We start from the raw sequence: 24,407 nt of genomic DNA, 5'->3' as shown, positions 1-24,407 counted from the left end.
CTTATATTAGCAGCGAAAATTTAGGGAAGTAAAATTATTTATGGCAGAAAATCCAACAATACGACTTAACAAAGTTCTCAGAGAATTGAACATTTCACTGGATAGGGCAGTCGATTACCTAGCCTCGGAAGGGCATGAGGTAGAAGCGCGACCTACCACTAAAATATCCAATGAGGTGTATCAAGTTCTGTTGGATGAGTTCCAAACGGATAAGAGTAAAAAGGTCGCTTCTAAGGAAGTTGGTGAAGAAAAGCGCAAGGAAAAAGAAGCTATCCGAATCCGTATGGAGAAGGAGCAGGAAGAGCGCAGGTTGGCCAAGGAGAAGAAAGAGGCTGAGCAGGAAGTGGTAAAGGCCAAGGCGGAACTTGCTGGACCAAAGACAGTGGGCAAAATCGATTTGGATAAAAAGCCAGAGCAGCCAAAGAAAGAAGAGCCAAAACAGCAAGAAGAAGCGCCAGTTCAGAAAGAAGAGGCACCAAAAGTTGAGCCAGAAAAAGCCAAAGAGACTGAAAAGCCCAAAGCTTCGGAACCGGAAAAAGCCGTAGAGAAAGAAAGTAAAGAAACTGAAACCAAGGAGGAAAGGGTTGAGGCGGAAAAACCAAAAGAGGACACGGAAAGCACTGAGTCGGGTACTATAAAGACCAATTATCAGAAACTTTCCGGACCTAAAATTACCGGTGATAAAATTGACCTTTCGCAGTTCAAGAAACCGGTGAAAAAGAAAAAGGAAGACCCCCAAAAAGGAAATAAGGGAGGAGCTTCATCCGATGCCGGAGAGCGCAAAAAGCGTCGTAGAAGAATAGTGAAGAATGGCCCACAAACTGGTGGGGGCAATAGAAATAGTAGGCCTGGAGTAGGTAGAAAGGGACAGCGTTCCAATGCACCTAAAGTAGAGCCTACAGAAGAAGAAGTACAAAAACAAGTAAGGGAGACCCTTGAAAAACTTCAAGGTAAATCCAGTAAAGGCCGAGGAGCCAAATATCGTAGGGAGAAAAGAGATCAGCACCGTCAACAAACGGAGAAAGACCTTGAACAACAGGAATTGGACAGCAAGATTTTGAAGGTAACGGAATTTGTTACCGTTAACGAGCTTGCTACCATGATGAATGTTTCTACTACCCAGATTATCTCGGCATGTATGTCCCTTGGTATTATGGTGACGCTTAACCAGCGTTTGGATGCAGAGACACTTTCTATCGTGGCCGACGAATTTGGTTACGAAGTAGAGTTCGTTACTGCGGAGATTGAGGAAACCATAGAGGAAGTCGAGGATAGTCCGGAAGATTTGAAGGCTCGTGCTCCGATTGTTACCGTAATGGGACACGTTGACCACGGTAAGACATCCTTACTTGATTATGTTCGTCAGGAAAATGTGATTGCAGGGGAAAGTGGGGGAATAACACAGCACATTGGAGCCTACGGGGTTGCTTTGGATGACGGTCAGAAAATCACCTTCTTGGATACTCCCGGTCACGAAGCGTTTACCGCAATGAGGGCCCGTGGAGCTCAAGTAACCGATATTGCTATTATTGTAATCGCTGCGGATGATGACATCATGCCTCAAACAAAAGAGGCCATAAGCCATGCTCAGGCAGCCGGAGTGCCCATAGTGTTCGCTATCAACAAGGTGGATAAGCCAACGGCGAACCCAGACAAGATTAAGGAAGGCTTGGCCCAGATGAACTTATTGGTAGAAGATTGGGGTGGTAAAGTACAGTCCCATGACATTTCAGCCAAAACAGGGCAGGGGGTCAAAGAGCTTTTGGAGAAAGTATTGTTGGAAGCCGAACTTTTGGAGTTGAAAGCAAATCCAGGCAGGTTGGCATCGGGAACGGTTGTTGAAGCTTTCTTGGACAAAGGTAGAGGTTATGTTGCCACTATTTTGGTTCAAACAGGTACCCTTAAAATAGGTGACTATGTACTCGCAGGAACATGTAGTGGTAAAGTAAAGGCCATGCATGACGAAAGAGGACACAATATTGATAAGGCAGGTCCATCCACGCCAATTTCTATTTTGGGATTGGACGGGGCGCCACAAGCAGGTGATAGGTTCCATGTATTGGAAGATGAGCGTGAAGCAAAACAGATTGCGGCAAAACGTTCGCAATTGCAGCGTGAGCAATCTGTAAGGACTCAACGTCATATTACCTTGGACGAAATTGGGCGAAGAATCGCATTGGGCGACTTCCAAGAACTTAACATTATCCTTAAGGGTGATGTGGACGGTTCCGTTGAAGCTTTGACGGATTCGTTCCAAAAACTGTCCACTGATGAAATTCAGGTGAACATCATCCACAAGGGTGTTGGGGCCATTACGGAATCGGATGTGCTGTTGGCAAGTGCCTCAGATGCGATTATTATCGGATTTAACGTACGACCGATGGGCAATGCCAGGTCAATTGCCGATAAAGAGGAAATAGATATTAGAATGTATTCTATTATCTATGATGCCATCAATGACCTTAAGGACGCGATGGAGGGCATGTTGTCTCCAGAGATGAAAGAAGAGGTTACGGGTAATGCGGAGATAAGGGAGACGTTTAAAATCTCCAAAATTGGAACCATTGCGGGTTGTATGGTGACCAGCGGAAAAATCTTTAGAAACTCGCGTATACGACTTATCCGAGATGGTGTTGTGGTCTATACAGGTGAATTGGCCTCGTTAAAACGATTCAAGGACGATGTCAAGGAAGTAGCCAAAGGTTACGACTGTGGATTGCAGATCAAGAACTACAATGATATTAGGGAAGGTGATATTGTGGAAGCCTTCCAAGAAGTTGCGGTGAAGAAAAAGCTGTAATTGATATGATAATGCGAAAAAAATCCCGCTCAATGGCGGGATTTTTTTATTTAAGATTCTTTCTGCTCAGGTTTTAAGAGCATGGCATCCGGATATTTTTTCCGAACCTCCAAATACTTTCTTTCGGCTTCCAACTTGGTTTTGAAACGTCCCAATCTAACACGATAGGTCGGGGATTCAAACTCTATTTTGGAATACCAATCCGGAAAGTCAATTTCAACTTGGCTTAATAGGTCCTGTGCTTTCTGGTAATTGCCGAAACCTACTTGAATTTGATAATATCCAGTATTCGCATTTACCTTGGTGTACAATTTTACCAACTCGTTGATTTTTGGGTCCTGTTGAACCGTAACCTGTCCATCTTGGGCCAAAACTTGAGTTGTCAAAGCAATTAGAATTGCGCTAAAAACAGCCGTTTTCATGTTATTTACTCGTTGTATGATTTATGCTTATTGCAAATGTAGATTATTAAAGGTTAACCAAGTCGAGGGCAAGTTATTTAGAATCTTTATAAATTAAGTGTTATGAATACCTTAAGATTTCAAAAAATGACTGTATGTCTTACTTTTGTTGCCATTCTTGGTAGGGTAAAAAGCTATTGCTCTCAAACTCAATAGAAAGAATCATGCCAAAGATTTCGATAGAAATTTCACGAATATGAAAAAGGTTTTATACCGCCATCTATTTTCTAAAGTTTTAGGTTTAACTCTCCTATTATTCTCATCATCTTTTTATGCGCAAGAAGAAGCAGAGGCTGCGACGGATGCAGCTGTAGAGCAAACTACGGAGGCTGTTGATGGTGATCCGGTAAAAGGAAAACAACTCTTTAATCAGAACTGTGCCGCATGTCACTCCTTGGATAGGAAAATGACAGGTCCCGCATTGGCAAATGTGGAAGCTAGATTGGCCGAAGATGAAGGTTTGGACAAGGAATGGATTTACGCATGGGTCAAAAACAGCCCAGGGGTAATTGCATCGGGAGACGCTTATGCAAACAAGATTTACGCAGAGTACAATCAGGCGGCCATGACACCGTTTCCAACATTGTCCAACGAGGATATTGACAATATTTTGGCCTACACAGCTGCCCCGCCAAAGGCGGCACCAGCCCAAGCTGCTGGTGGAGCGACAGCTGCAGGTGAAGGTTCTGGTGGTTCAAGTTCCGGGATTTCCAATGAGATGATCCTTGGTGCCTTGGCATTGGTTTTTGGTCTGTTGGTCGTCATGTTGATTTTGGTGAACAAGACCTTGCGCAGAATTGCGGAGGCCAATGGTGTTGTTTTGGAAAAGGAGAAAGGAAAGCGTTTGCCAATTTGGAAGGCGTTTGTTCAGAACCAGTTCTTGGTTTTGGTAACGGTTGTCTTCTTGTTGTTGGGCAGTGCTTATTTTGCTTACGGCTATTTAATGCAGGTTGGTGTGGATCAGGGTTATGCCCCGGTTCAACCAATTCACTTCTCACATAAGATTCATGCTGGGGATAATGGTGTGGACTGTAAGTACTGCCACTCCTCTGCGAGAGTTTCAAAAACTTCTGGGATTCCGTCCTTGAATGTTTGTATGAACTGCCATAAATCAATCTATGAGTACACAGGTAGTCCCGAGGGGGCTTCTGCAGAAGATTTGGCTGCAGGGCACACCAATGAGTTCTACACAGGGGAAATCAAAAAACTCTATAAAGCAGTTGGATGGGACGAAGAAAACCAGAGCTACACAGGTGATACACAGCCAGTGGAGTGGGTAAGGATTCATAATCTTCCTGATTTTGCCTATTTCAATCACTCACAGCACGTTTCCGTAGCGGGTGTGGACTGTCAAACATGTCACGGTCCGGTTGAGGAAATGGAAATTGTTGAGCAACATGCTCCATTGACCATGGGGTGGTGTATCAACTGTCACAGGGAGACCAATGTGAAGGTTCAGGGCAATGCATATTACGAGGCGATCCACGAGGAATTGTCCAAGAAGTATGGTGTTGAGGAGCTGACCGCAGCGATGATGGGCGGTCTAGAATGCGGAAAGTGTCACTATTAAGAATTAAAAGAAGATAATCTCAGATATATCGTATGGCATCAAACAAAAAATATTGGAAAAGTGAAGCGGAGTTAAATCCGAACGATTCCATTGTTGAGGCGCTAAGAAACAACGAGTTTACCGAAGAGATTCCTGTTGATGAGTTTTTGGGGGACAAAGAAAATTTGTCTGCTTCCAATACGTCGCGTAGGGATTTCTTGAAATATGTAGGTTTCAGTACAGCTGCGGCAACTGTTGCAGCTTGTGAAGGTCCTGTTCATAAATCTATCCCGTACGTGGTGCAACCGGACAATATTGTTCCCGGTGTGGCCAATTACTACGCAACCACTATTGCGGACGGTTTTGATTTTGCCAGCATCTTGGTAAAGACGAGGGAGGGAAGGCCTATTAAAATTGAAAACAATACCGATGCAAAAGTAAATGGCGGTGCCAACGCAAGAGTGCAGGCTTCCGTTTTGACTTTGTACGATAGCAAAAGAGTTCAAGGGCCGATGGCCAATGGCGAGCCGGTAGAGTGGAAAGTGTTGGATGCTACCATGAAAGCGAAATTGAATGCTCTGAAGGGTTCCAACAAGCAAGTGGTATTGCTGACGCAGACTCATGCCAGTCCGTCCACTGCAAAACTAATATCTGAGTTTAAAGCGGCATACGGTGATAATGTGAACCATGTGGTTTACGATGCCATTTCCGAAGATGCTGCCCTAAATGCATATAGCAAGGCATACGGTGAGCGTGCCTTGGCGGATTATGACTTCGAAAAAGCAGGTTTGATCGTTTCCTTTGGTGCTGACTTTCTTGGTGACTGGCAAGGTGGTGGGTATGATTCTGGTTATGCCAAGGGTCGTGTTCCAAAAAATGGAAAAATGTCCAGACACGTGCAGTTGGAGGCCAATATGTCTCTGACCGGTGCCAATGCAGACAAGAGATATCCAATGACTCCTACGCAACAAAAGATTGCCCTTGCCAAATTATACGGCAAGTTGAACGGTAGTAATGTTGGAGGAGGAACGTCGGATGTGGACGAAGCTGTTGATAAAGTTGCGGCTGAAATCAAAAAAGCTGGTAGCAAAGCTGTTGTTGTTAGTGGGCTTAATGACGAAAATGCACAAACTGTAGTGTTGGCCATCAACAAATTGTTGGGCAGTGAGGCTTTTGATGCCGACAAACCAAAATATGTTCGCCAAGGTGATGTTGCAAAAGTAAACAAGCTTATTGCGGACATGAATGGAGGTCGTGTTGGTGCATTGATCATGGATGGGGTCAACCCGGCCTATACATTGCCAAATGCCGAAGAGTTCCTTTCGGGACTTGGGCAGGTAGATGTGTCGGTCGACTTTGCTTTCAATAATGATGAAACTGCTCAAGCTTCTACTTATGTAGCCGCAGCTTCCCATTATTTGGAGTCTTGGGGCGATGCCGAATTCAAAAAAGGTGAATTTAGCTTAATGCAGCCAGCCATTAGGGAGTTGTTTGATACGAAACAGTTTCAAACAGCACTTTTGACTTGGATGGGCGTTGAGAAAACATATTACGAATACATCAAAGAAACTTGGAGTACGGATGTACTTCAAGGTGGTTCTTGGAACAAAGCTTTGCAGGATGGTGTTTACGCTGCTTCGGCAAGTGTTGCTGTGGCGGAAGGTGCTGAACCGCAAACGACTTCTCAGGAAGATGTCGAAGAGGTTCAGCCAGAGATTGTTCCGATAGCCTCTGCAATTCGTTCTTTGGTGAACTCAACTAGTTCTGGTACCGAGTTGGTGCTGTATTCCAAAACAGGAATGGGTGATGGTCGTCAGGCCAATAACCCTTGGTTGCAGGAATTCCCTGATCCAATTTCTAGGGTTTCTTGGGATAACTATTTGACCGTTTCGAAGGCAGATGCCGAAGCTTGGGGCCTTGAAAACAGTATTGAGGCTGATGGTGGTGTAAATGGAAGCTACGTGAAATTGACCGTGGATGGAAAAGTGTTGGAAAATGTTCCAGTTATTATCCAGCCAGGTCAAGCGGTAGGTACTGTTGGTCTGTCTTACGGTTATGGTAAGAGGGCCGGTATGCAGGAAGAGATGGCAACCGGAGTTAACGCCTATACTTTGTATAGTAACTTCTCCGACGTGCAATCTGTAACCGTTGAGAAAATTGGAGGTGAGCATGAGTTTGCTTGTATCCAATCACATAAGACATTGATGGGTAGAGGGGATATTATCAAGGAAACCACCTTGGAAATCTTCAATACCAAAGACCACGCAGAGTGGAACCCAATGCCGCACGTAACCTTGAATCACAACGAAATACCTGTGACTTCACCGGATGCGGACCTTTGGGAAGAGTTTGATAGAAGCGTTGGTCATCACTTTAACCTGTCCATCGATTTGAATGCATGTACCGGTTGTGGTGCCTGTGTTATAGCATGTCATGCGGAGAACAATGTTCCTGTGGTTGGTAAAGCTGAAATGCGTCGTTCCAGGGATATGCACTGGTTGCGAATTGATAGATACTACTCTTCTGAGGAGACTTTTGAGGAAGATAACGAGAAGAAGGAAAATATGGATGGCCTTTGGGGGGATCAAGGTTCCCTTGGTGGTTTCAGGGAGATGGAAGATCCGTCTGCCAACCCACAAGTTGCCTTCCAACCTGTAATGTGTCAGCACTGTAACCACGCTCCTTGTGAAACGGTTTGTCCGGTTGCGGCAACATCTCACGGTAGACAAGGTCAAAACCATATGGCATACAACCGTTGTGTGGGTACAAGATATTGTGCCAACAACTGTCCGTATAAAGTTCGTAGGTTCAACTGGTTCTTGTACAACAACAACGACGAGTTCGACTTCAACATGAACAACGATTTGGGTAAAATGGTAATTAACCCGGATGTTAACGTACGTTCAAGAGGTGTAATGGAAAAATGCTCCATGTGTATCCAGATGACTCAAAAGACCATTTTGGATGCCAAGAGAGATGGAAGGGTCATCAAAGATGGTGAGTTCCAAACGGCATGTTCTGCAGCTTGTAGCAGTGGGGCCATGGTATTTGGGGATATCAATGACCATGACAGTAAAGTGGCGGAGTTGAAGGAAGATGATAGAATGTACCATTTGTTGGAGCATGTGGGCACAAAACCAAACGTGTTCTACCATGTAAAAGTTAGAAACACCAACGAGGCTTAATCAATAAAAGAAGTAACTAGAAGATAAATTATGGCGTCGCATTACGAAGCACCTATTCGAAAGCCCTTAGTGGTCGGAGACAAAGGATACCACGATGTAACAGTGGACATTGCCCGTCCGGTTGAGGGAAAGGCCAATAAGCAATGGTGGATAGTATTTTCCATTGCATTGGTGGCATTCCTCTGGGGTCTAGGATGTATCATTTATACCGTTTCCACAGGTATTGGGGTTTGGGGACTTAACCGAACCGTTAACTGGGCCTGGGATATTACCAACTTTGTATGGTGGGTAGGTATTGGTCACGCAGGTACACTGATTTCAGCTGTACTCTTGCTTTTCCGTCAAAAATGGAGAATGGCGATCAACCGTTCTGCTGAGGCGATGACCATTTTCTCGGTTGTTCAGGCAGGTTTGTTCCCGATTATCCACATGGGTCGTCCATGGTTGGGTTACTGGGTACTTCCTATTCCAAACCAATTTGGTTCCTTGTGGGTGAACTTTAACTCACCATTGCTTTGGGACGTATTTGCGATTTCAACATATCTTTCTGTGTCATTGGTGTTCTGGTGGACAGGTCTTTTGCCTGACTTTGCCATGATTCGTGACAGGGCGGTAAAACCATTCCAAAAGAAGATATACAGCTTGTTGAGCTTTGGTTGGACAGGTAGGGCCAAAGATTGGCAACGTTTTGAGGAAGTTTCCTTGGTATTGGCCGGTTTGGCAACGCCACTTGTACTTTCTGTACACACCATCGTATCGTTTGACTTTGCCACGTCGGTAATTCCAGGATGGCACACCACCATTTTCCCACCGTACTTCGTTGCCGGTGCGATTTTCTCTGGATTTGCCATGGTGAACACGCTTTTGATTATCATGCGAAAAGTATGTAGTCTTGAAGCATACATCACCGTACAGCATATCGAGTTGATGAACATCGTGATCATGATCACAGGTTCCATTGTAGGGTGTGCCTATATTACTGAGCTATTCATTGCTTGGTATTCAGGAGTTGAGTACGAACAGTACGCCTTCTTGAACAGGGCTACAGGGCCTTACTGGTGGGCTTACTGGTCCATGATGACCTGTAACGTATTCTCGCCACAGTTTATGTGGTTCAAAAAATTACGTACCAGTATCATGTTCTCTTTCTTTATTTCTATTGTGGTGAACATAGGGATGTGGTTCGAGCGTTTCGTGATCATTGTTACCTCATTGCATAGGGATTACCTGCCATCTTCATGGACCATGTTCTCCCCAACATTTGTGGATATCGGAATCTTTGTGGGAACGATCGGATTCTTTTTTGTATTGTTCCTGTTGTACTCAAGAACATTCCCTGTAATCGCACAGGCGGAAGTAAAATCAATCTTGAAATCATCCGGTGAGAAATACAAGAAACTAAGGGATGCTGGACAGCCTTTGTATGTAATACCAACAGGGGTTAACAAAACCGTAGGCTATGATGAGCCAATAACCGACGATGTACTGATGGGTGAACCCAAGCCGGTGGTCGGTGATAAGGTCGGGGTGGATGAATTGCTCAGCGCAGTAGGAACATTTGATTCCACTACGGAAACACCGGACGACCTTAAAAAGATAAAAGGTGTTGGTCCCGAAATGGAACGTACCTTGAACGAAATAGGCATATTCACCTATGCCCAGGTCGCTAGAATGACAGAAAGAGAATATGATTTGCTAGACTCGATTACTGGAAGGTTCCCAGGGCGTGCACAACGCGATGATTGGGCTGGTCAGGCAAAGTTGTTAAACGATAAAAAATAATTATGGCGTCAAAAGTTATACAGGCACTTTACAACGACGATGATGTGTTGATGCATGCCGTAAAAAAAGTTAGGGCAGAGCACCATCATATCGAAGAAGTGTACACTCCCTTTCCGGTTCACGGTTTGGATAAGGCCATGGGATTGGCGGACACACGAATCGCAATCACCTCCTTCCTTTATGGATGTTTGGGGCTTACGGTCGCTATAGTTATGATGAACTTTATCATGATCGAGGACTGGCCTCAGGATATAGGGGGCAAACCAAGTTTTACATACTTGGAGAACATGCCTGCGTTTGTTCCTATCATGTTCGAGCTTACGGTATTCTTTGCGGCTCACCTGATGGTAATCACTTTTTATCTAAGAAGTAGAATGTGGCCTTTCAAAAAAGCAGAGAACCCGGATAAACGTACGACCGACGACCACTTTTTAATGGAAATCGGATTGCACGATAACGAAAATGAACTTGCCGAATTGTTGTGGGAAACAGGAGCGGTAGAAGTAAAAGTTACAGAAAAGGAGTCTTAATAATATGAAGCAATTAGGTAAAATAAGTGTTGTTTTGGTTCTGATGATGTTCGCTGCTTCTTGTGCGGACAAGAACAGTCCAAACTACCAATTCATGCCAAACATGTACGAACCTGTAGGATATGAAACCTATCAAGGTGTGGACAACGGATTGTTCCCCGATGGGACCGAGGCCATGTTGCCACCAGAGGGAACCATTTCCAGGGGATATATGCCCTATGAGTTCGAAAACACTCCAGAAGGTAAGGAATTGGCAAGATTGAATACAAGTCCTTTGGATTCCTTGAAACAGGAAGAAAATTTGGCAAAAGGGGCAGAGCTCTATGCGATTTACTGCGCTGTTTGTCATGGACCAAAAGGAGCTGGACAAGGAAATCTTGTGAAAAGAGAAAAAATATTGGGTGTTCCCAGCTACGATGATGCAGCCAGAAATATTACGGTAGGAACCACGTACCACACTATCTATTACGGATTGAACTCTATGGGGTCATATGCCTCACAGTTCGCCAACGAGGAAGAAATGTGGCAAGTGTCCGAGTACGTGATGAAATTAAAGGGAGACCTAACAAAATAATAGGATAAGAAGAAACTATGTATACCTTTTCAAACAAACTTAGACTAGGATCTTTCATCGCCATGGGGCTTGGATTTATTTTCCTTGTAATTGGTTTTATATCTGCCCCCTCAACCGTGGAAGAAGCCAAGGCCATGGTAGCAGTGCATGATGATGGTCATGGAGGAGGACATGCAGAAGCGGCCACCGAAAGCCATGGAGATCAAGGGCACGGCGCAGAGGCCTCTCACGGTGAAGAACACGATTCTTCGCACGATGAGCATTTGTTGAGCCAGTTAAAAAACAGGCCATGGTCCGCACTTTATGTAGCAGCCTTCTTTTTCTTTATGATATCGTTGGGCGTATTGGCCTTCTATGCCATACAGCGCGCGGCCCAAGCAGGATGGTCCCCACTGCTCTTCAGGGTAATGGAGGGTATAACAGCCTACCTGGTTCCTGGAGGAATCATTGTATTTGTGATTTTGTTGCTTTCTGCCATGCACATGAACCACATGTTTGTGTGGATGGATCCAGAAGTAGTTGCGCACGATGAATTGTTGCAAGGTAAAGCGGGATATTTGAACCCAACTTTCTTTTTGATAAGAGCCGCCATTTTCTTGGGCGGATGGATTTTCTACCGTCAATATTCCAGAAAACTTTCTTTGGCGCAAGATGAGTCGGATGACAATACAAACTTTGTAAAAAACTTTAGATGGTCTGCAGGTTTCTTGGTATTTTATCTTGTAACCGAGTCCATGATGTCCTGGGACTGGATCATGAGTGTTGATCCTCACTGGTTCAGTACATTGTTCGGATGGTACGTATTTGCCAGTATGTTCGTTTCCGGTATCACTGTTATCGCTATGGTAACCGTTTACCTTAAATCAAAAGGATATCTGGAAGATGTAAACGATAGCCATATCCACGATTTGGCCAAGTTTATGTTCGGTATCAGTATTTTCTGGACCTACCTTTGGTTTGCACAGTTCATGTTGATTTGGTACGCAAACATCCCGGAAGAAGTCACTTATTATGTAGCAAGGTTCCAAGATTACAAACTCCCCTTCTTTGGTATGTTGGCATTGAACTTTGTGTTCCCTTTGTTGGTCCTTATGAACAGCGATTATAAGCGAATCAACTGGTTTGTGATCATGACCGGTATTGTGGTGCTTTTTGGCCACTATTTAGATATATTTAATATGATAATGCCTGCAACGGTTGGCGATCAATGGTTTATTGGATTGCCGGAAATTGGCGGTATTCTGTTCTTTGGAGGTTTGTTTGTGTACTGGATATTCACTGCTTTGACAAAGGCACCGTTACAGCCCAAACGAAACCCATTTATAGAGGAGAGTAGACATTTTCATTATTAATACAATACGATTTAAGTCTTAGATAGATATACGATGACTGCATTATTAACATTTACTGTTTTAGTACTGGTTGCGATTGCGATTTGGCAAATGACCAAGATTTTTGAACTGTCGCAGACTAAAACGGAACGCTCTCAAATAGCTAACGATTCCGATAACAAGAACAACGGATATTTGTTGTTTGCGTTCCTCATTTTTATTTACGGGATCACAATTTTTAGCTTTGCCAAGTATTACAAAATGCTTTTGCCAGAGGCGGCATCCGAACATGGTGGTGACTACGACCAGTTAATGTGGGTGTCATTTGCAATTATATTCTTTGTACAGACCATCACACAGGCATTGTTGCACTATTTTGGATACAAGTACCGAGGAGAGAAAGGTAAAAAGGCTCTTTTCTTTGCCGATAATGATAGGTTGGAATTCATCTGGACCATTATTCCCGTAATCGTATTGGCAGGTTTGATTCTATGGGGACTGTACACTTGGACCAATATTATGGACATCAATGAGGACGATGACCCATTGATCGTAGAGCTATACGCCCAGCAATTCAACTGGACCGCAAGGTACGGTGGGGACGATAATGTTCTGGGTGAAGCCAATGTTAGATTAATAGATATTGCCAATGCCAACGTTCTGGGTATTGATGAATCCGACCCCAATGCAGAAGATGATATAATCGTAAAGGAACTGCACTTGCCGGTCGGAAGAAAAGTAAACTTTAAAATGAGATCGCAGGACGTATTGCACTCTGCATATATGCCCCACTTTAGGGCGCAAATGAACTGTGTCCCCGGAATGGTTACGCAGTTTTCGTTCACACCGACCATAACAACGGAAGAAATGCGTTTGAATCCCGATGTTGTGGATAAGGTAAAAAGAACCAATGCCATACGTGCCCAAAAGGGCGATGACCCATGGGAGTTCGACTACATTTTGTTGTGCAATAAAATATGCGGAAAATCGCACTATAACATGCAGATGAAGATTATAGTGGAAACCGAAGAAGAGTTCAATGCATGGCTTGCCGAGCAGCAGACCTTTAAGGCATCTGTAATGGTTGATGAAACTGAAACAGAAACCGAAGAGCAAACGGCCAGCACGGAAGAAGTAGCGGATGTTGAATCGGAAGAAACCGCTTCGGAAGAGTAAAAACAAAAAAAGAATAACGAAAAATTAATTGGAATATGTCTGAAGTAGCCCATGTAAGTCACGATGATCACCACGATGATCATGGACATCACCATAAGGAAACCTTCATAACAAAATACATTTTCAGTCAGGACCATAAGATGATATCCAAGCAATATCTCATTACGGGTCTAATCATGGGATTCATCGGTATTGCTATGTCATTGTTGTTTAGGATGCAGTTGGCATGGCCTGGCGAATCTTTTGGGATATTCGAGGCCGTTTTGGGCAAATGGGCACCAGATGGTGTAATGGATGCCGACATATATTTGGCATTGGTTACGATCCACGGTACGTTGATGGTATTCTTCGTATTGACACAGGGGTTAAGTGGTACCTTCAGTAACCTTTTGATTCCATTGCAGATTGGTGCCAGGGATATGGCTTCCGGATTTATGAACATGATTTCTTACTGGATGTTCTTCATTTCGTCTGTTATCATGATTATTTCATTGTTCGTGGAAGCAGGGCCCGCAGCAGCAGGTTGGACCATTTATCCACCATTGAGCGCATTGCCAATGGCCCAGCCCGGTTCCGGTATGGGTATGACGCTTTGGTTAGTATCCATGGCCATATTTATCGCCTCCTCTTTGTTGGGATCATTGAATTACATTGTAACCGTCATCAACCTTAGAACTAAGGGAATGTCCATGACACGTTTGCCTTTGACCATCTGGGCATTCTTTGTAACGGCAATCATTGGTGTTATCTCTTTCCCCGTATTGTTATCGGCAGCTTTGTTACTGATCATGGATAGGAGCTTCGGTACATCGTTCTTCCTTTCGGATATTTTTATACAAGGGGAAGTGTTGCACTACCAAGGAGGGTCTCCGGTATTGTATGAGCACTTGTTCTGGTTCTTGGGCCACCCTGAAGTATATATCGTATTGATACCGGCATTGGGTATTACTTCCGAAGTAATGTCTACAAATGCCAGAAAACCGATTTTTGGGTATAGAGCAATGGTTGCCTCCATCTTGGCAATTGCCTTCTTGTCCACAATTGTATGGGGTCACCACATGTTCGTATCTGGTATGAACCCATTCTTGGGGTCTGTATTTACATTTACAACACTATTGATTGCCATACCATCAGCGGTAAAGGCATTTAACTATATCACCACATTGTGGAAAGGTAACCTGCAGTTGAACCCTGCCATGTTGTTCTCCATTGGTTTGGTGTCAACATTTATCACAGGAGGTCTAACCGGTATTATTTTGGGAGATAGTACGTTGGATATTAACGTACACGATACGTACTTTGTGGTAGCTCACTTCCACTTGGTAATGGGTATATCTGCACTGTACGGAATGTTCGCAGGTATTTATCACTGGTTCCCAAAAATGTTCCATGGCCGTATGATGAACAAAAACTTGGGTTACGTTCACTTCTGGATTACCGCAGTCTGTGCCTACGGGGTATTCTTCCCGATGCACTTTGTGGGAATGGCCGGTGTGCCACGTCGTTACTACGAGAACACAGCGTTCCCGATGTTCGATGAGTTGACGAACGTTCAAGTGTTGATGACCGTATTTGCGATAATCGCAGGTTTGGCACAGTTGATATTCGTTTACAACTTTATCTCAAGCATATTCTACGGTAAAAAAGGACCCGTTAACCCATGGGGCTCAAATACATTGGAATGGACAACTCCAAGGGAGCATATCCACGGAAACTGGCCTGGTGAGATTCCACATGTGTACCGTTGGGCATACGATTACAGTAAAACATACGAGAATGGTGAGTACATCATTGCAGGGCAGGATTTTGTTCCGCAAAACGTTCCACTTCAAGAGAACGAGGAAGAACTCAACCATTAAAAAATAGTTATATTAGTGAAAAGGCCCGTCCAATTTGGATGGGCTTTTTTTATGGAAACATATTTTGATGTGAATTGTATATCTTTAAAAGGCATTTCCCCTTTCACAAAAACAACCAAGATGAATAAGATTGTTATCCTACTTTTAGTGCTGTTTCCTATAGTGACCACTGCCCAGCGTAAGCCCAAGATAAAAGGTAGCCGCATTGTAACGCAGGTGACCGAGGAGCTGCCACCGTTTAATGCTGTAATCTTAAATGATGACCTTGAGATTAGCCTAAAGAAATCTTTGGGGCCGGGCTACCACCTTATAGCTGATGATAACTTGGTGGACATTCTAAAATTCGAGGTCAATGATGGCACTTTGGTTATTAGTTCTTACTATAACATCACAGCAAAAAAAGAGTTGGAAATCACAGTGAATTATACCCAACTCAATGCAATTACAGTCAAGAACGGGACCATGGTCTCCCAAGACGTTATCCAATCCGAGGAGCTGTTCGTGGATGGTTTTAACAATACCAAATTGGATATTAAGGCGAATGCAGATGTAATGGACATAAATTTAGAAGACACCAGTAGGGGCGATTTTCATCTAGAGGTAGACTCATTGAACGTAAACCTGAATAAAAGGGCGCAGGCCTATGTGTACGCGCAGATAAATTCCGGCGTTGTGGATTTGGAAGGAAATTCATCCTTGGCCATGGAGGGTACTTCGGATAGATTCCATGCCAATCTAATGGAAGATGCCAACTATAAAGGGGAGGCCATGCAAATCAATTCAGTGCAACTGGAAATCACTGGGACCGCTAGTGCAAGAGTATATTCATTTGGCGACATATCCATAAAATCGTTCGGAAACGCAGGTATTTATCTCTACGGCACACCAAAGATTACCATAGAGGAATTTTTGGGAACCTCCCAGCTCATCAAAAAAGAGGATTGACGATTACTTGGTGATAGGAGCACTCATGCAATGCTCAGGGATACCGAAACCATCTACCAATACTTCTATATGCGGCCTTAGTTCCGTAGATAATCGCTCTACTCGCTGACGGATAGCCTTGGATTTGGTGCTTCCAACATATCCTTGTTCCAAAAACCATCTTGCATCCGAATTGATTTGGTCCAAAGCGTAAAGGCATCCCACTTTTTCCATCAAGGCCCTGTATTTAAGGTCTGTTATCTGCTCGCAATGGTCGCAAAAAATAGTATATGCCAAATCTGCGCTGTATGCTTTTCCCAATGCCAGTAAATGGGTCTGAACCTTAAGGAAAGCTTGGTACGAAGGAATTCCCTTTTTAATGTAGTTCCGAATCCGCATAGCTAGGGTGTAAGTCAACCTGCGAGTGCGATAATCAAAAGCATGCTTATGGAACTTTGGATTGTACAGATGCTCAGCATCAACCTTGTTGGAATACATGGGGTTTATCGCTGTAAGCTTATCCGAAAGCTGCGATTGGAGAAGTTTTAAAACTGATGCAAAGCCAGCACTATTGAATTCAGCCTGAAAATCGGATAGGACGCCTTTTGCTGCTAACTGTAGCAACACCGTGTTATCTCCTTCAAAAGTGGTAAAAATATCCACATCTCCCTTAAGGTCGGCAATTCGGTTCTCCAATAGATATCCTTTTCCTCCGCAGGCTTCACGGCATTCTTGAATCGTGTCGTTGGCAAACCAGGTGATAATAGATTTCAGCCCTGCTACTTGTGTCTCGATCTTTCGCTTATCAGGTTGGGAGTCGTCACTGTAGCGCTTCATCATATCCTCCAAGGTGAAATGATATACATAGGCTCCGGCAATTTTTGGGGTAAGCCTGAGCTGATGGGTGGGATAGTCCATAATCAAGTCTTCCTGCACCTTTACATTATCATTGAACTGTCTACGGTTAAGGGCATATTTTACCGCAATGGACAAGGCCATTTTGCTGCCCCCCAGAGCACCCCGGGCCACACAAATACGACCGCCGACCAAGGTGCCCAACATGGTAAAAAATCGCTTGTTCGGATTTTTAATAGAGGAAAAGTATGAGCCATTATCCTTGATCTCCCCGTATTTGTTAAGCAAGTTTTGTCTGGGGACCTTTACATTGTTGAACCAGATTTTTCCATTGTCCACTCCGTTCAGTCCCAATTTATAGCCATTGTCCTCGACGGTAATGCCTTCCAAGGTTTCATGGTTTTCATTACGGAGAGGAACCAAAATCGCATGTACCCCTTCATTTTTGCCATCGACGATCAATTGGGCAAAAACGGATGCCATTTTGGAGTGCAGTGCATTCCCGATGTATTCCTTGTTGTCGTTTTTGCCTGGAGTATGGATAATGATGGAATCCGATGCTTTTTCGTAAGTAGCCGTGGTCTTTATACCACGTACATTGGAGCCGTGCCCGGTTTCGGTCATGGCAAAGCATCCCAACAATTTGGTTTCGCCAGCGTCTTTCAAATACGCATCATGATGCTTTTTTGTGCCCAACTTCTGTATGCTTCCACCAAAAAGGCCAAACTGAACCCCAAACTTCACCGCCAAACTACCGTCCACGAACATCAGATGCTCAAAAATAGCGGCATAGGCAGGCATGTTGTCAGTTCCGCCATATGCATCAGGATAGGCCATTGCACCGTACCCGGCCCCGCCTAAAAGTTGGACCTGTTTCAATACCCTATTCCGGAATTCATCTTTATCGCGTAAAATTTCCCAAGAAAAATCAGGTTTATCCAAAAACTTCCGGAACTCATCTACTTCCTTGGCATGTTCTCCCTTTAAAATAGTGTCCAGAACATCGGCATCATATTCGTCCGAAGTTTTTTCATGGACTACCTCGACATCGAACAAGTGGTTGTAATGGTTGGGCTGTATGCCCAAATGAATTTCGATATGCTTTAATTGCTCGTTCAACTCCTCGTTTTTCACCAATCTTTGGCTGAGTGAGGTTAGAGGGTAGGTGTCGCTCTCAATCAGTTTTACTTTGGAAGTGGCAATGGTCTGCTTCCAGTTTTTGATTTCATCATCATGCGGAGGACGGTTTTTGTGCAACCAATTGCCTAATTGTTTTTTCTCTTCACTCGTCAGTGTTTCATCCAGCGCTATTACCTTTTGAACAACGGATATTTCGGAAGCGGAGAGAAGGTCATCGGACCAAATGACATAGAAAAAAGGGATGTATTGTAGAATTCCAGTGGAATAATCTGTGGTAACCATAAAGGGGTAAATTGACGAATTTTAAACTTATCTAAGGTAAGGTTTAGATTTTTAAGAAGTGAGTTCAAAACGGTATTTTAGTGCTTAGGACATTAGGTGGATTCCGTTTTCAACTATATTTGTTCAACCATGAATGAAAATTTAGATCCAACAGGCGAAAATCTTTCCCCGGAAGAGTTTGATATAGAAAGGGCTTTACGGCCCATAAGTTTTGATGACTTTACTGGGCAGGCCCAAGTATTGGAAAACCTAAAGGTTTTTGTGCAGGCCGCCAATCTTCGGGGCGAGGCCTTGGACCATACTCTTTTTCATGGGCCTCCGGGTCTTGGTAAAACAACTTTGGCGCACATTCTTGCCAATGAGCTTGGTGTGGGAATAAAGGTTACCTCTGGGCCCGTACTCGACAAACCTGGTGATTTGGCAGGCTTGTTGACCAATTTGGATGAAAGGGATGTTCTTTTCATTGATGAGATCCATAGATTGAGCCCCATCGTGGAAGAATATCTGTATTCTGCCATGGAGGATTATAAAATTGATATCATGATCGAGACAGGGCCCAACGCCCGTACCGTGCAGATTAATTTGAGTCCGTTTACCTTGATAGGAGCCACTACACGGTCAGGTCTGTTGACAGCTCCCATGCGTGCAAGGTTTGGGATCCAGAGCCGTTTGCAATATTACAATACAGAATTGTTGTCCACTATAGTGGAACGAAGTGCGGAAATTTTAAACGTGCCGATAACCAATGATGCGGCGATAGAGATTGCCGGTCGGAGCAGGGGAACACCTAGAATTTGCAATGCACTTTTGCGAAGGGTCCGGGATTTTGCCCAAATAAAGGGTAACGGGAAAATTGACCTCGAAATCTCCCAATTTGGTCTTAAGGCCCTAAACGTGGATGCCCATGGACTGGATGAAATGGACAACAAAATCTTGACCACTATCATAGATAAGTTCAAGGGAGGGCCGGTTGGAATCACCACCTTGGCAACGGCAGTGTCCGAAAGTGCCGAAACTTTGGAAGAAGTTTACGAGCCGTTTTTGATTCAGCAAGGCTTTATAATGCGAACACCAAGGGGGCGTGAGGTCACCGAACTTGCATATAAACATTTGGGCAAGGTAAAGGGCGGTACGCAGGGCGGGTTGTTTTGATGTTTTCCAGTTTTAAATCTTTTTGTAATTTACTTGCTTGTTTGATTGTCTTCTTGGATTGGAAATTCATTTTATGGGAATCAAGGAAAGTGCCCCTATCTTATCATTTCGTAATTGCTTTGCATGATTAAAGAAGAATCATGGAAGAACCAATACATCCAGAAGAGCTGAGTTCGGATAAAAACATAGCCATTGCTCGGCAGATTAAAAAGCTGTGCGTACAACTGGGTGTTTGTGTCATTTTGATGCTGGGGTTGGCCTTTACAGTGGTTTTGGTCGCATTCGGCGACTTCGGTTCCAAAGAATATGCAGCATTTCCAGATGGTGTCTATTACTTGGATTACAATGTGTACAATCTCTCCAATTCTGCTAAAAATCAAAAAATAAAGGAAGGTTTTGAAGTTTTTAGGAACACCCCACAGCATTTGGGTTCCAAACAAGGGGATTCAACACAGATGTACGCGGGGAACAATTTGGCTTGTGCCAGTTGTCATTTAAATGGAGGGACAAAGCCTTATGCTGCTCCGCTGATAGGTGTGGTCAAGCGATTTCCACAGTATCGTGGTCGAGAGGATAAAATGGGGACCATCGAGGAGCGAATCAATGGTTGCATGGAGCGCAGCATGAACGGTAAGGTTATGCCAGAGGACAGTGAAAAAATGAAATCTTTGCTCGCCTACATGGAATGGTTGGGAAGGGCTGCCCCATCAAACGGAAAAATAGAAGGACAAGGTTTTTTGACCATTGAAATCCCTGATAGGGCCGTGGATTTACAGCATGGAGAACAGGTTTTTGTCAAAAATTGTGTTGAATGTCATGGCGCGGATGGGCAAGGAGAGTCCCAAGCAGATGGCACTTATCTCTACCCGCCATTGTGGGGAAACGATTCTTACAATAATGGCGCCGGCATGACACGTGTGATTACCGCCGCACAGTTTATAAAAGGGAACATGCCGTACGGAACCACATTCGATAACCCTGTACTTACCGATGAGGAAGCATATGATGTGGCGGGGTATATCAATCAAAAACTGAGGCCGACAAAGCCCAATCGAGAAGTTGATTTCCCTGATTTGGTCAAGAAACCTGTTTCTACCCCTTACGGCCCATATTCTGATAACTTTAGTGAAGAGCAACATCAATTGGGACCGTTCCAACCCATAATGAAATATTATAAAGATGAATTTGATATGGTCAAAACCAAGTAGTTCTTGGTTTTGATGATCCGGGGTTGAATTGTTGAACGACCGATCACTTATCTACACCGCACCCTTTCAAAATCATTTGTAACCCCCATGATAAGGTATCCGTAGCGGTTCGATTGTCCAGTCCACAGACATCTTTTGCGGTAATGATAGATTCTATGCCCATCAAAAGTACGGACAGGTGAACCAACTTTTCTTTATCCTCTTCACTCAAATCTACCTTATTGGATTTGAAGTGCTCCTTCAAGGTATTGATGCGGTTTTTTCCCCTGCGCATATTTGGGTTCGATGATGCCAACACTGCTGCCAAGAACTGTCTGGAAGTTTGTTCGTTTCGAAGACTGAAATCCAGATAGACTTTTTGGATACCTAGAATCGCATCTTTATGTGATGCTCCCTCGTTGTTGCTAAAAATGGTTTCAGGATTGGGTACATCGAGTTGAAGGATCAAATCCATCGATAAGGAATCGATATTGGTGTAGTACCTATAGACCGTTGCCCTGGAAATACCGGCTTTTTCCGCTACGTTTTCCATGGTTAACGTCACTTTCTTCTCCAATAATTGTCGTGATGCCTCAAGGATTTTATCCCTAGTATTTTGTTTCTGTTTTTTTCGCCCAGACGTAATATGTTTCTCTTTCATGAGACAAATATCTCATAAAATTTTGAACTGTGAAAATTAATATATATGTTTGTGAGACAAAAATCTCATAAAAATGAAAAACAATACTTCAAAATGGGTCTTAGGCCAAAAAGTGACGTTGCATCCGACCACGGGTGATTATGATTTAGTAGTTTGTGAAACTCCAGCTGGTGCACAAGGACCCCCGCCACATGTGCACAGCGAATACAAGGAAGCTTTTATGGTAATCGAGGGTGAGCTTGAGTTTTTTGTGAACGGGAAAACATTCATTTGTAAACAGGGAGAGTCTGTGGATGTGCCACCGGGAACTCTGCATACGTTCAGTAATAAAACGGATTCACCTTGTACCTGGGTCAATATTCACAGTCCCAAAGGATTCTCTAAGTTTTTTGAGACTTTTGGTGTTCCCGAAACCGAAGACAATGCCGTCATGAAATCTGTTGAACCAGAAATCATTCAAAAGGTATTGGCCACGGCATCGGATTTTGATATGGCCATTCCTCCCCCTCCGCAATAAAATTGAACATGTCTTTTGTATATTGGTGCTTCAAAACATAAGTAGTCGCCAATATTGAATTCGACAACCAAACATACTTTTATGATCAAGACCGAAGCCAAGCGCCTCGGTTTTTTGTCGTGTGGCATATCAAAGGCGGGGTTTTTGGAAGAAGAAGCGCCCCGTTTGGAGAAATGGCTCAACCAGAACATGCATGGCGAAATGCAGTACATGGAGAACCATTTTGATAAGCGTTTGGATCCTACAAAATTGGTTGAAGGCTCCAAGTCGGTCATATCACTCTTGTTGAATTACTTTCCTTCCGAAGAGCAAAACCCCGATTCCTATAAAATTTCCAAATATGCCTATGGGATGGATTATCACTTTGTGATAAAGGACAAGCTCAAAAGCCTGCTTCAGTTTATTCAAGAAGAAATAGGGGATGTCCATGGACGTGCATTTGTGGATTCTGCTCCGGTTCTGGATAAGGCATGGGCCACCAAAAGCGGTTTGGGTTGGATAGGAAAGAACAGTAACTTGCTGACCCAACAAGTAGGCTCATTTTATTTTATTGCTGAACTGATCGTAGATTTGGAACTGGAATACGATACACCGGTCACCGACCATTGTGGAACCTGCACTGCTTGTATTGATGCCTGTCCTACGGAGGCCATTGTGCAGCCCTACGTGGTCGATGGCAGTAAATGTATTTCCTATCTCACCATTGAATTGAAGAACGAGATTCCTTCCGAATTCGATGGTAAATTGGACGAATGGATGTTCGGTTGTGATGTGTGCCAAGATGTTTGTCCATGGAACCGATTCTCAAAACCGCATAGCGAACCCCTTTTTAATCCTAATCCGGACTTGTTGTCCTTCACCAAAAAAGATTGGGAAGAGATAACAGAGGATGTCTTCAAAAAAATCTTCAAAAAGTCAGCGGTAAAGAGAACAAAATTATCCGGTCTTGAGCGGAACATCAATTTTTTGAAGAAATAGCATTATATTGAGCTATATTCTTAAAATATCCATGTCTTTTGTTGGGATATGGTAAAGACTAGCTAAACAAACAGGATGATTACGATTAAAAAACCAAAATTAAGCTTTTGGCAAATTTTTAATATGAATGTTGGGTTCCTTGGAATCCAATACAGTTTTGGGTTGCAGCAGAGCGCCATTAACCCAATATTTCTTTTTTTGGGCGCTTCGGAAGAAATGCTCCCTATTCTAAATATTGCGGGGCCGGTAACGGGCTTGATCGTTCAACCCATCATTGGTGCCGTATCCGATAAAACATGGTCTCCACGTTGGGGCAGGCGTAAACCTTTCTTCTTGATAGGTGCCATAATGGGCAGTATCTGTTTGTTTGCCTTTCCCTTAAGTCCCGCCTTATGGTTCGCTGTGGGATTGTTGTGGATTTTGGACGTGGGAAACAACATGGCCATGGAGCCATATCGGGCGTTTGTTGGGGATAAATTGCCGGAGTCACAATTCAGTATGGGCTATCAAATGCAGAGCCTTTTTGTGGGTGCGGGTATTCTTTTGGCCAATGCTTCCATCTTTTTGTTCCAGGATTGGTTTGGTGGGGGACAAGAAATAGAAGGGACGGTGCCCAAATGGTTGTACTATTCTTTTTTTATAGGATCGTTCTTATCGATAGCCACCATCTTATGGTCTGTTTTAAAAACTCCCGAGATTCCTCCCACGGATGAAGAGCTTTCAGAAATCAATAAACATAAAGCGCTACCCTTTATGGAACGCGTCAAGGTTCCATTTGTGGAAATTGCCAAAGCGGTCAAGGATATGCCCAAATTTATGTGGAAGCTTTCGGCCGTATACCTATTTCAATGGTATGCCCTTTTTGTGTATTGGCAGTTCATAACGCCATTGTTCAGGGTCTCATTGGGGTACGATACTTCAGAGGCTGCTGCGCAAGCTGCCAAAATGAGCACAACCTACAATGTTGTCACAGCAGTGGTTGCATTGGTGTTGGTACCGTTGACCGTGCGTTTTGGAGGTAAAAAAGTGTATGCTTTGAGTTTATTGGGCACGGCCATTGCGCTGTTTGCCATACCATATATTCAAGATCCGGTTTATGTTCTGTTCCCAATGGTGCTGTTCGGAATTGGTTGGGCGGCCATGATGGGAATCCCGTACAGTATGGTTTCCAAAGTAGTGCCTCAGGAACGAAGAGGGGTGTACATGGGTATACTAAATATGATGATCGTAATTCCAATGGGCATTGAAACACTTTCTTTTGGCCCTATTTTTAAAAACCTTTTGGGGGGCAATTCAGTCAATGCGATGCTTTTTGCAGGCTTGTTTTTTGTTATAGCAAGCATTTTGGCCATGCGACTCAATGTTAAAAGGGCTAAAAAGGAGTATCCCTTGGATTCCTAAACCAAACTGAGGCAGTAGGTTATAAAATTACCTTTTTAATTTTTCGGTCAACTTGAAATTGAT

Annotated in this window: 18 protein-coding genes; 15 read left to right on the top strand and 3 right to left on the bottom strand. The window is 43.7% G+C overall.

Annotated features, from left to right (window positions below; translation table 11 throughout):
- The first annotated feature begins 40 nt into the window (after window positions 1-40).
- Window positions 41-2,800, top strand: a complete 2,760-nt coding sequence (gene infB / locus GUA46_RS06080) for a translation initiation factor IF-2 (RefSeq protein ID WP_176619731.1) — start codon at window positions 41-43, stop codon at window positions 2,798-2,800.
- 50 nt (window positions 2,801-2,850) lie between these two features.
- On the opposite strand, the gene GUA46_RS06075 is transcribed toward infB, so the two are convergent.
- Window positions 2,851-3,186 carry an SPOR domain-containing protein gene (locus GUA46_RS06075; protein WP_225603357.1) on the bottom strand — a complete coding sequence of 112 codons (336 nt, stop codon included), beginning with the start codon at window positions 3,184-3,186 and terminating at the stop codon, window positions 2,851-2,853.
- Between the two features lie 271 nt (window positions 3,187-3,457).
- On the opposite strand from GUA46_RS06075, the gene GUA46_RS06070 reads away from it, so the two are divergent.
- The 9 genes from GUA46_RS06070 to GUA46_RS06030 all read left to right on the top strand — a co-directional run bounded on the left by GUA46_RS06070 (window position 3,458) and on the right by GUA46_RS06030 (window position 16,192).
- Complete coding sequence (locus GUA46_RS06070; RefSeq protein WP_176619729.1) at window positions 3,458-4,831, top strand: c-type cytochrome; 1,374 nt, start codon at window positions 3,458-3,460, stop codon at window positions 4,829-4,831.
- 32 nt (window positions 4,832-4,863) lie between these two features.
- Complete coding sequence (locus GUA46_RS06065; protein WP_176619728.1) at window positions 4,864-7,995, top strand: TAT-variant-translocated molybdopterin oxidoreductase; 3,132 nt, start codon at window positions 4,864-4,866, stop codon at window positions 7,993-7,995.
- Between the two features lie 30 nt (window positions 7,996-8,025).
- Entirely contained in the window at window positions 8,026-9,777 is a 1,752-nt protein-coding gene (nrfD, locus tag GUA46_RS06060) for an NrfD/PsrC family molybdoenzyme membrane anchor subunit (protein ID WP_176619727.1), read from the top strand.
- Between the two features lie 2 nt (window positions 9,778-9,779).
- Window positions 9,780-10,307 (top strand): DUF3341 domain-containing protein, encoded by a 528-nt coding sequence (locus GUA46_RS06055; protein WP_176619726.1) that lies wholly within the window; start codon window positions 9,780-9,782, stop codon window positions 10,305-10,307.
- A gap of 4 nt (window positions 10,308-10,311) precedes the next feature.
- Window positions 10,312-10,881 carry a c-type cytochrome gene (locus tag GUA46_RS06050; RefSeq protein ID WP_176619725.1) on the top strand — a complete coding sequence of 190 codons (570 nt, stop codon included), beginning with the start codon at window positions 10,312-10,314 and terminating at the stop codon, window positions 10,879-10,881.
- 17 nt (window positions 10,882-10,898) lie between these two features.
- Complete coding sequence (locus tag GUA46_RS06045) at window positions 10,899-12,233, top strand: quinol:cytochrome C oxidoreductase (protein WP_176619724.1); 1,335 nt, start codon at window positions 10,899-10,901, stop codon at window positions 12,231-12,233.
- Between the two features lie 33 nt (window positions 12,234-12,266).
- Window positions 12,267-13,388 (top strand): cytochrome c oxidase subunit II, encoded by a 1,122-nt coding sequence (locus tag GUA46_RS06040; protein ID WP_166250340.1) that lies wholly within the window; start codon window positions 12,267-12,269, stop codon window positions 13,386-13,388.
- 35 nt (window positions 13,389-13,423) lie between these two features.
- Window positions 13,424-15,247, top strand: a complete 1,824-nt coding sequence (locus tag GUA46_RS06035) for a cytochrome c oxidase subunit I (protein WP_176619723.1) — start codon at window positions 13,424-13,426, stop codon at window positions 15,245-15,247.
- Window positions 15,248-15,367: 120 nt separating this feature from the next.
- Window positions 15,368-16,192, top strand: a complete 825-nt coding sequence (locus GUA46_RS06030) for a GIN domain-containing protein (RefSeq protein ID WP_176619722.1) — start codon at window positions 15,368-15,370, stop codon at window positions 16,190-16,192.
- A 3-nt stretch (window positions 16,193-16,195) separates the two neighbouring features.
- Here GUA46_RS06030 and GUA46_RS06025 read toward each other — a convergent pair whose 3' ends face one another.
- Window positions 16,196-18,448, bottom strand: a complete 2,253-nt coding sequence (locus GUA46_RS06025; protein ID WP_176619721.1) for an acyl-CoA dehydrogenase family protein — start codon at window positions 18,446-18,448, stop codon at window positions 16,196-16,198.
- Window positions 18,449-18,577: 129 nt separating this feature from the next.
- Here GUA46_RS06025 and ruvB point away from each other — a divergent pair, with 129 nt between their 5' ends.
- Together ruvB and GUA46_RS06015 are read left to right on the top strand one after the other, a co-directional pair.
- Window positions 18,578-19,600, top strand: coding sequence for a Holliday junction branch migration DNA helicase RuvB (gene ruvB, locus GUA46_RS06020; RefSeq protein ID WP_176619720.1), 1,023 nt, complete (start codon window positions 18,578-18,580; stop codon window positions 19,598-19,600).
- Between the two features lie 140 nt (window positions 19,601-19,740).
- Entirely contained in the window at window positions 19,741-20,808 is a 1,068-nt protein-coding gene (locus GUA46_RS06015) for a c-type cytochrome (RefSeq protein WP_229418451.1), read from the top strand.
- Window positions 20,809-20,851: 43 nt separating this feature from the next.
- Here the strand turns inward: GUA46_RS06015 and GUA46_RS06010 are convergent, their stop codons facing one another.
- On the bottom strand, window positions 20,852-21,448 hold the full coding sequence (locus tag GUA46_RS06010; protein ID WP_176619719.1) for a TetR/AcrR family transcriptional regulator: 597 nt from the start codon (window positions 21,446-21,448) through the stop codon (window positions 20,852-20,854).
- 73 nt (window positions 21,449-21,521) lie between these two features.
- Here GUA46_RS06010 and GUA46_RS06005 point away from each other — a divergent pair, with 73 nt between their 5' ends.
- The 3 genes from GUA46_RS06005 (at window position 21,522) to GUA46_RS05995 (ending at window position 24,344) form a co-directional block, all read left to right on the top strand.
- The gene (locus tag GUA46_RS06005) at window positions 21,522-21,965 is read left to right on the top strand and encodes a cupin domain-containing protein (protein ID WP_176619718.1); all 444 of its coding nucleotides are present in this window, start codon (window positions 21,522-21,524) and stop codon (window positions 21,963-21,965) included.
- Window positions 21,966-22,046: 81 nt separating this feature from the next.
- Window positions 22,047-22,943 (top strand): tRNA epoxyqueuosine(34) reductase QueG, encoded by an 897-nt coding sequence (queG, locus tag GUA46_RS06000; RefSeq protein WP_417942596.1) that lies wholly within the window; start codon window positions 22,047-22,049, stop codon window positions 22,941-22,943.
- A gap of 75 nt (window positions 22,944-23,018) precedes the next feature.
- Window positions 23,019-24,344 carry an MFS transporter gene (locus tag GUA46_RS05995; RefSeq protein WP_218109520.1) on the top strand — a complete coding sequence of 442 codons (1,326 nt, stop codon included), beginning with the start codon at window positions 23,019-23,021 and terminating at the stop codon, window positions 24,342-24,344.
- Window positions 24,345-24,407: the final 63 nt, after the last annotated feature.

It is taken from the genome of Flagellimonas chongwuensis (assembly GCF_013376415.1).
Taxonomy (GTDB): domain Bacteria; phylum Bacteroidota; class Bacteroidia; order Flavobacteriales; family Flavobacteriaceae; genus Flagellimonas; species Flagellimonas chongwuensis.
Note: the sequence above shows the minus strand (reverse complement) of the source record. Positions and strands in the feature narration are given on the sequence as shown.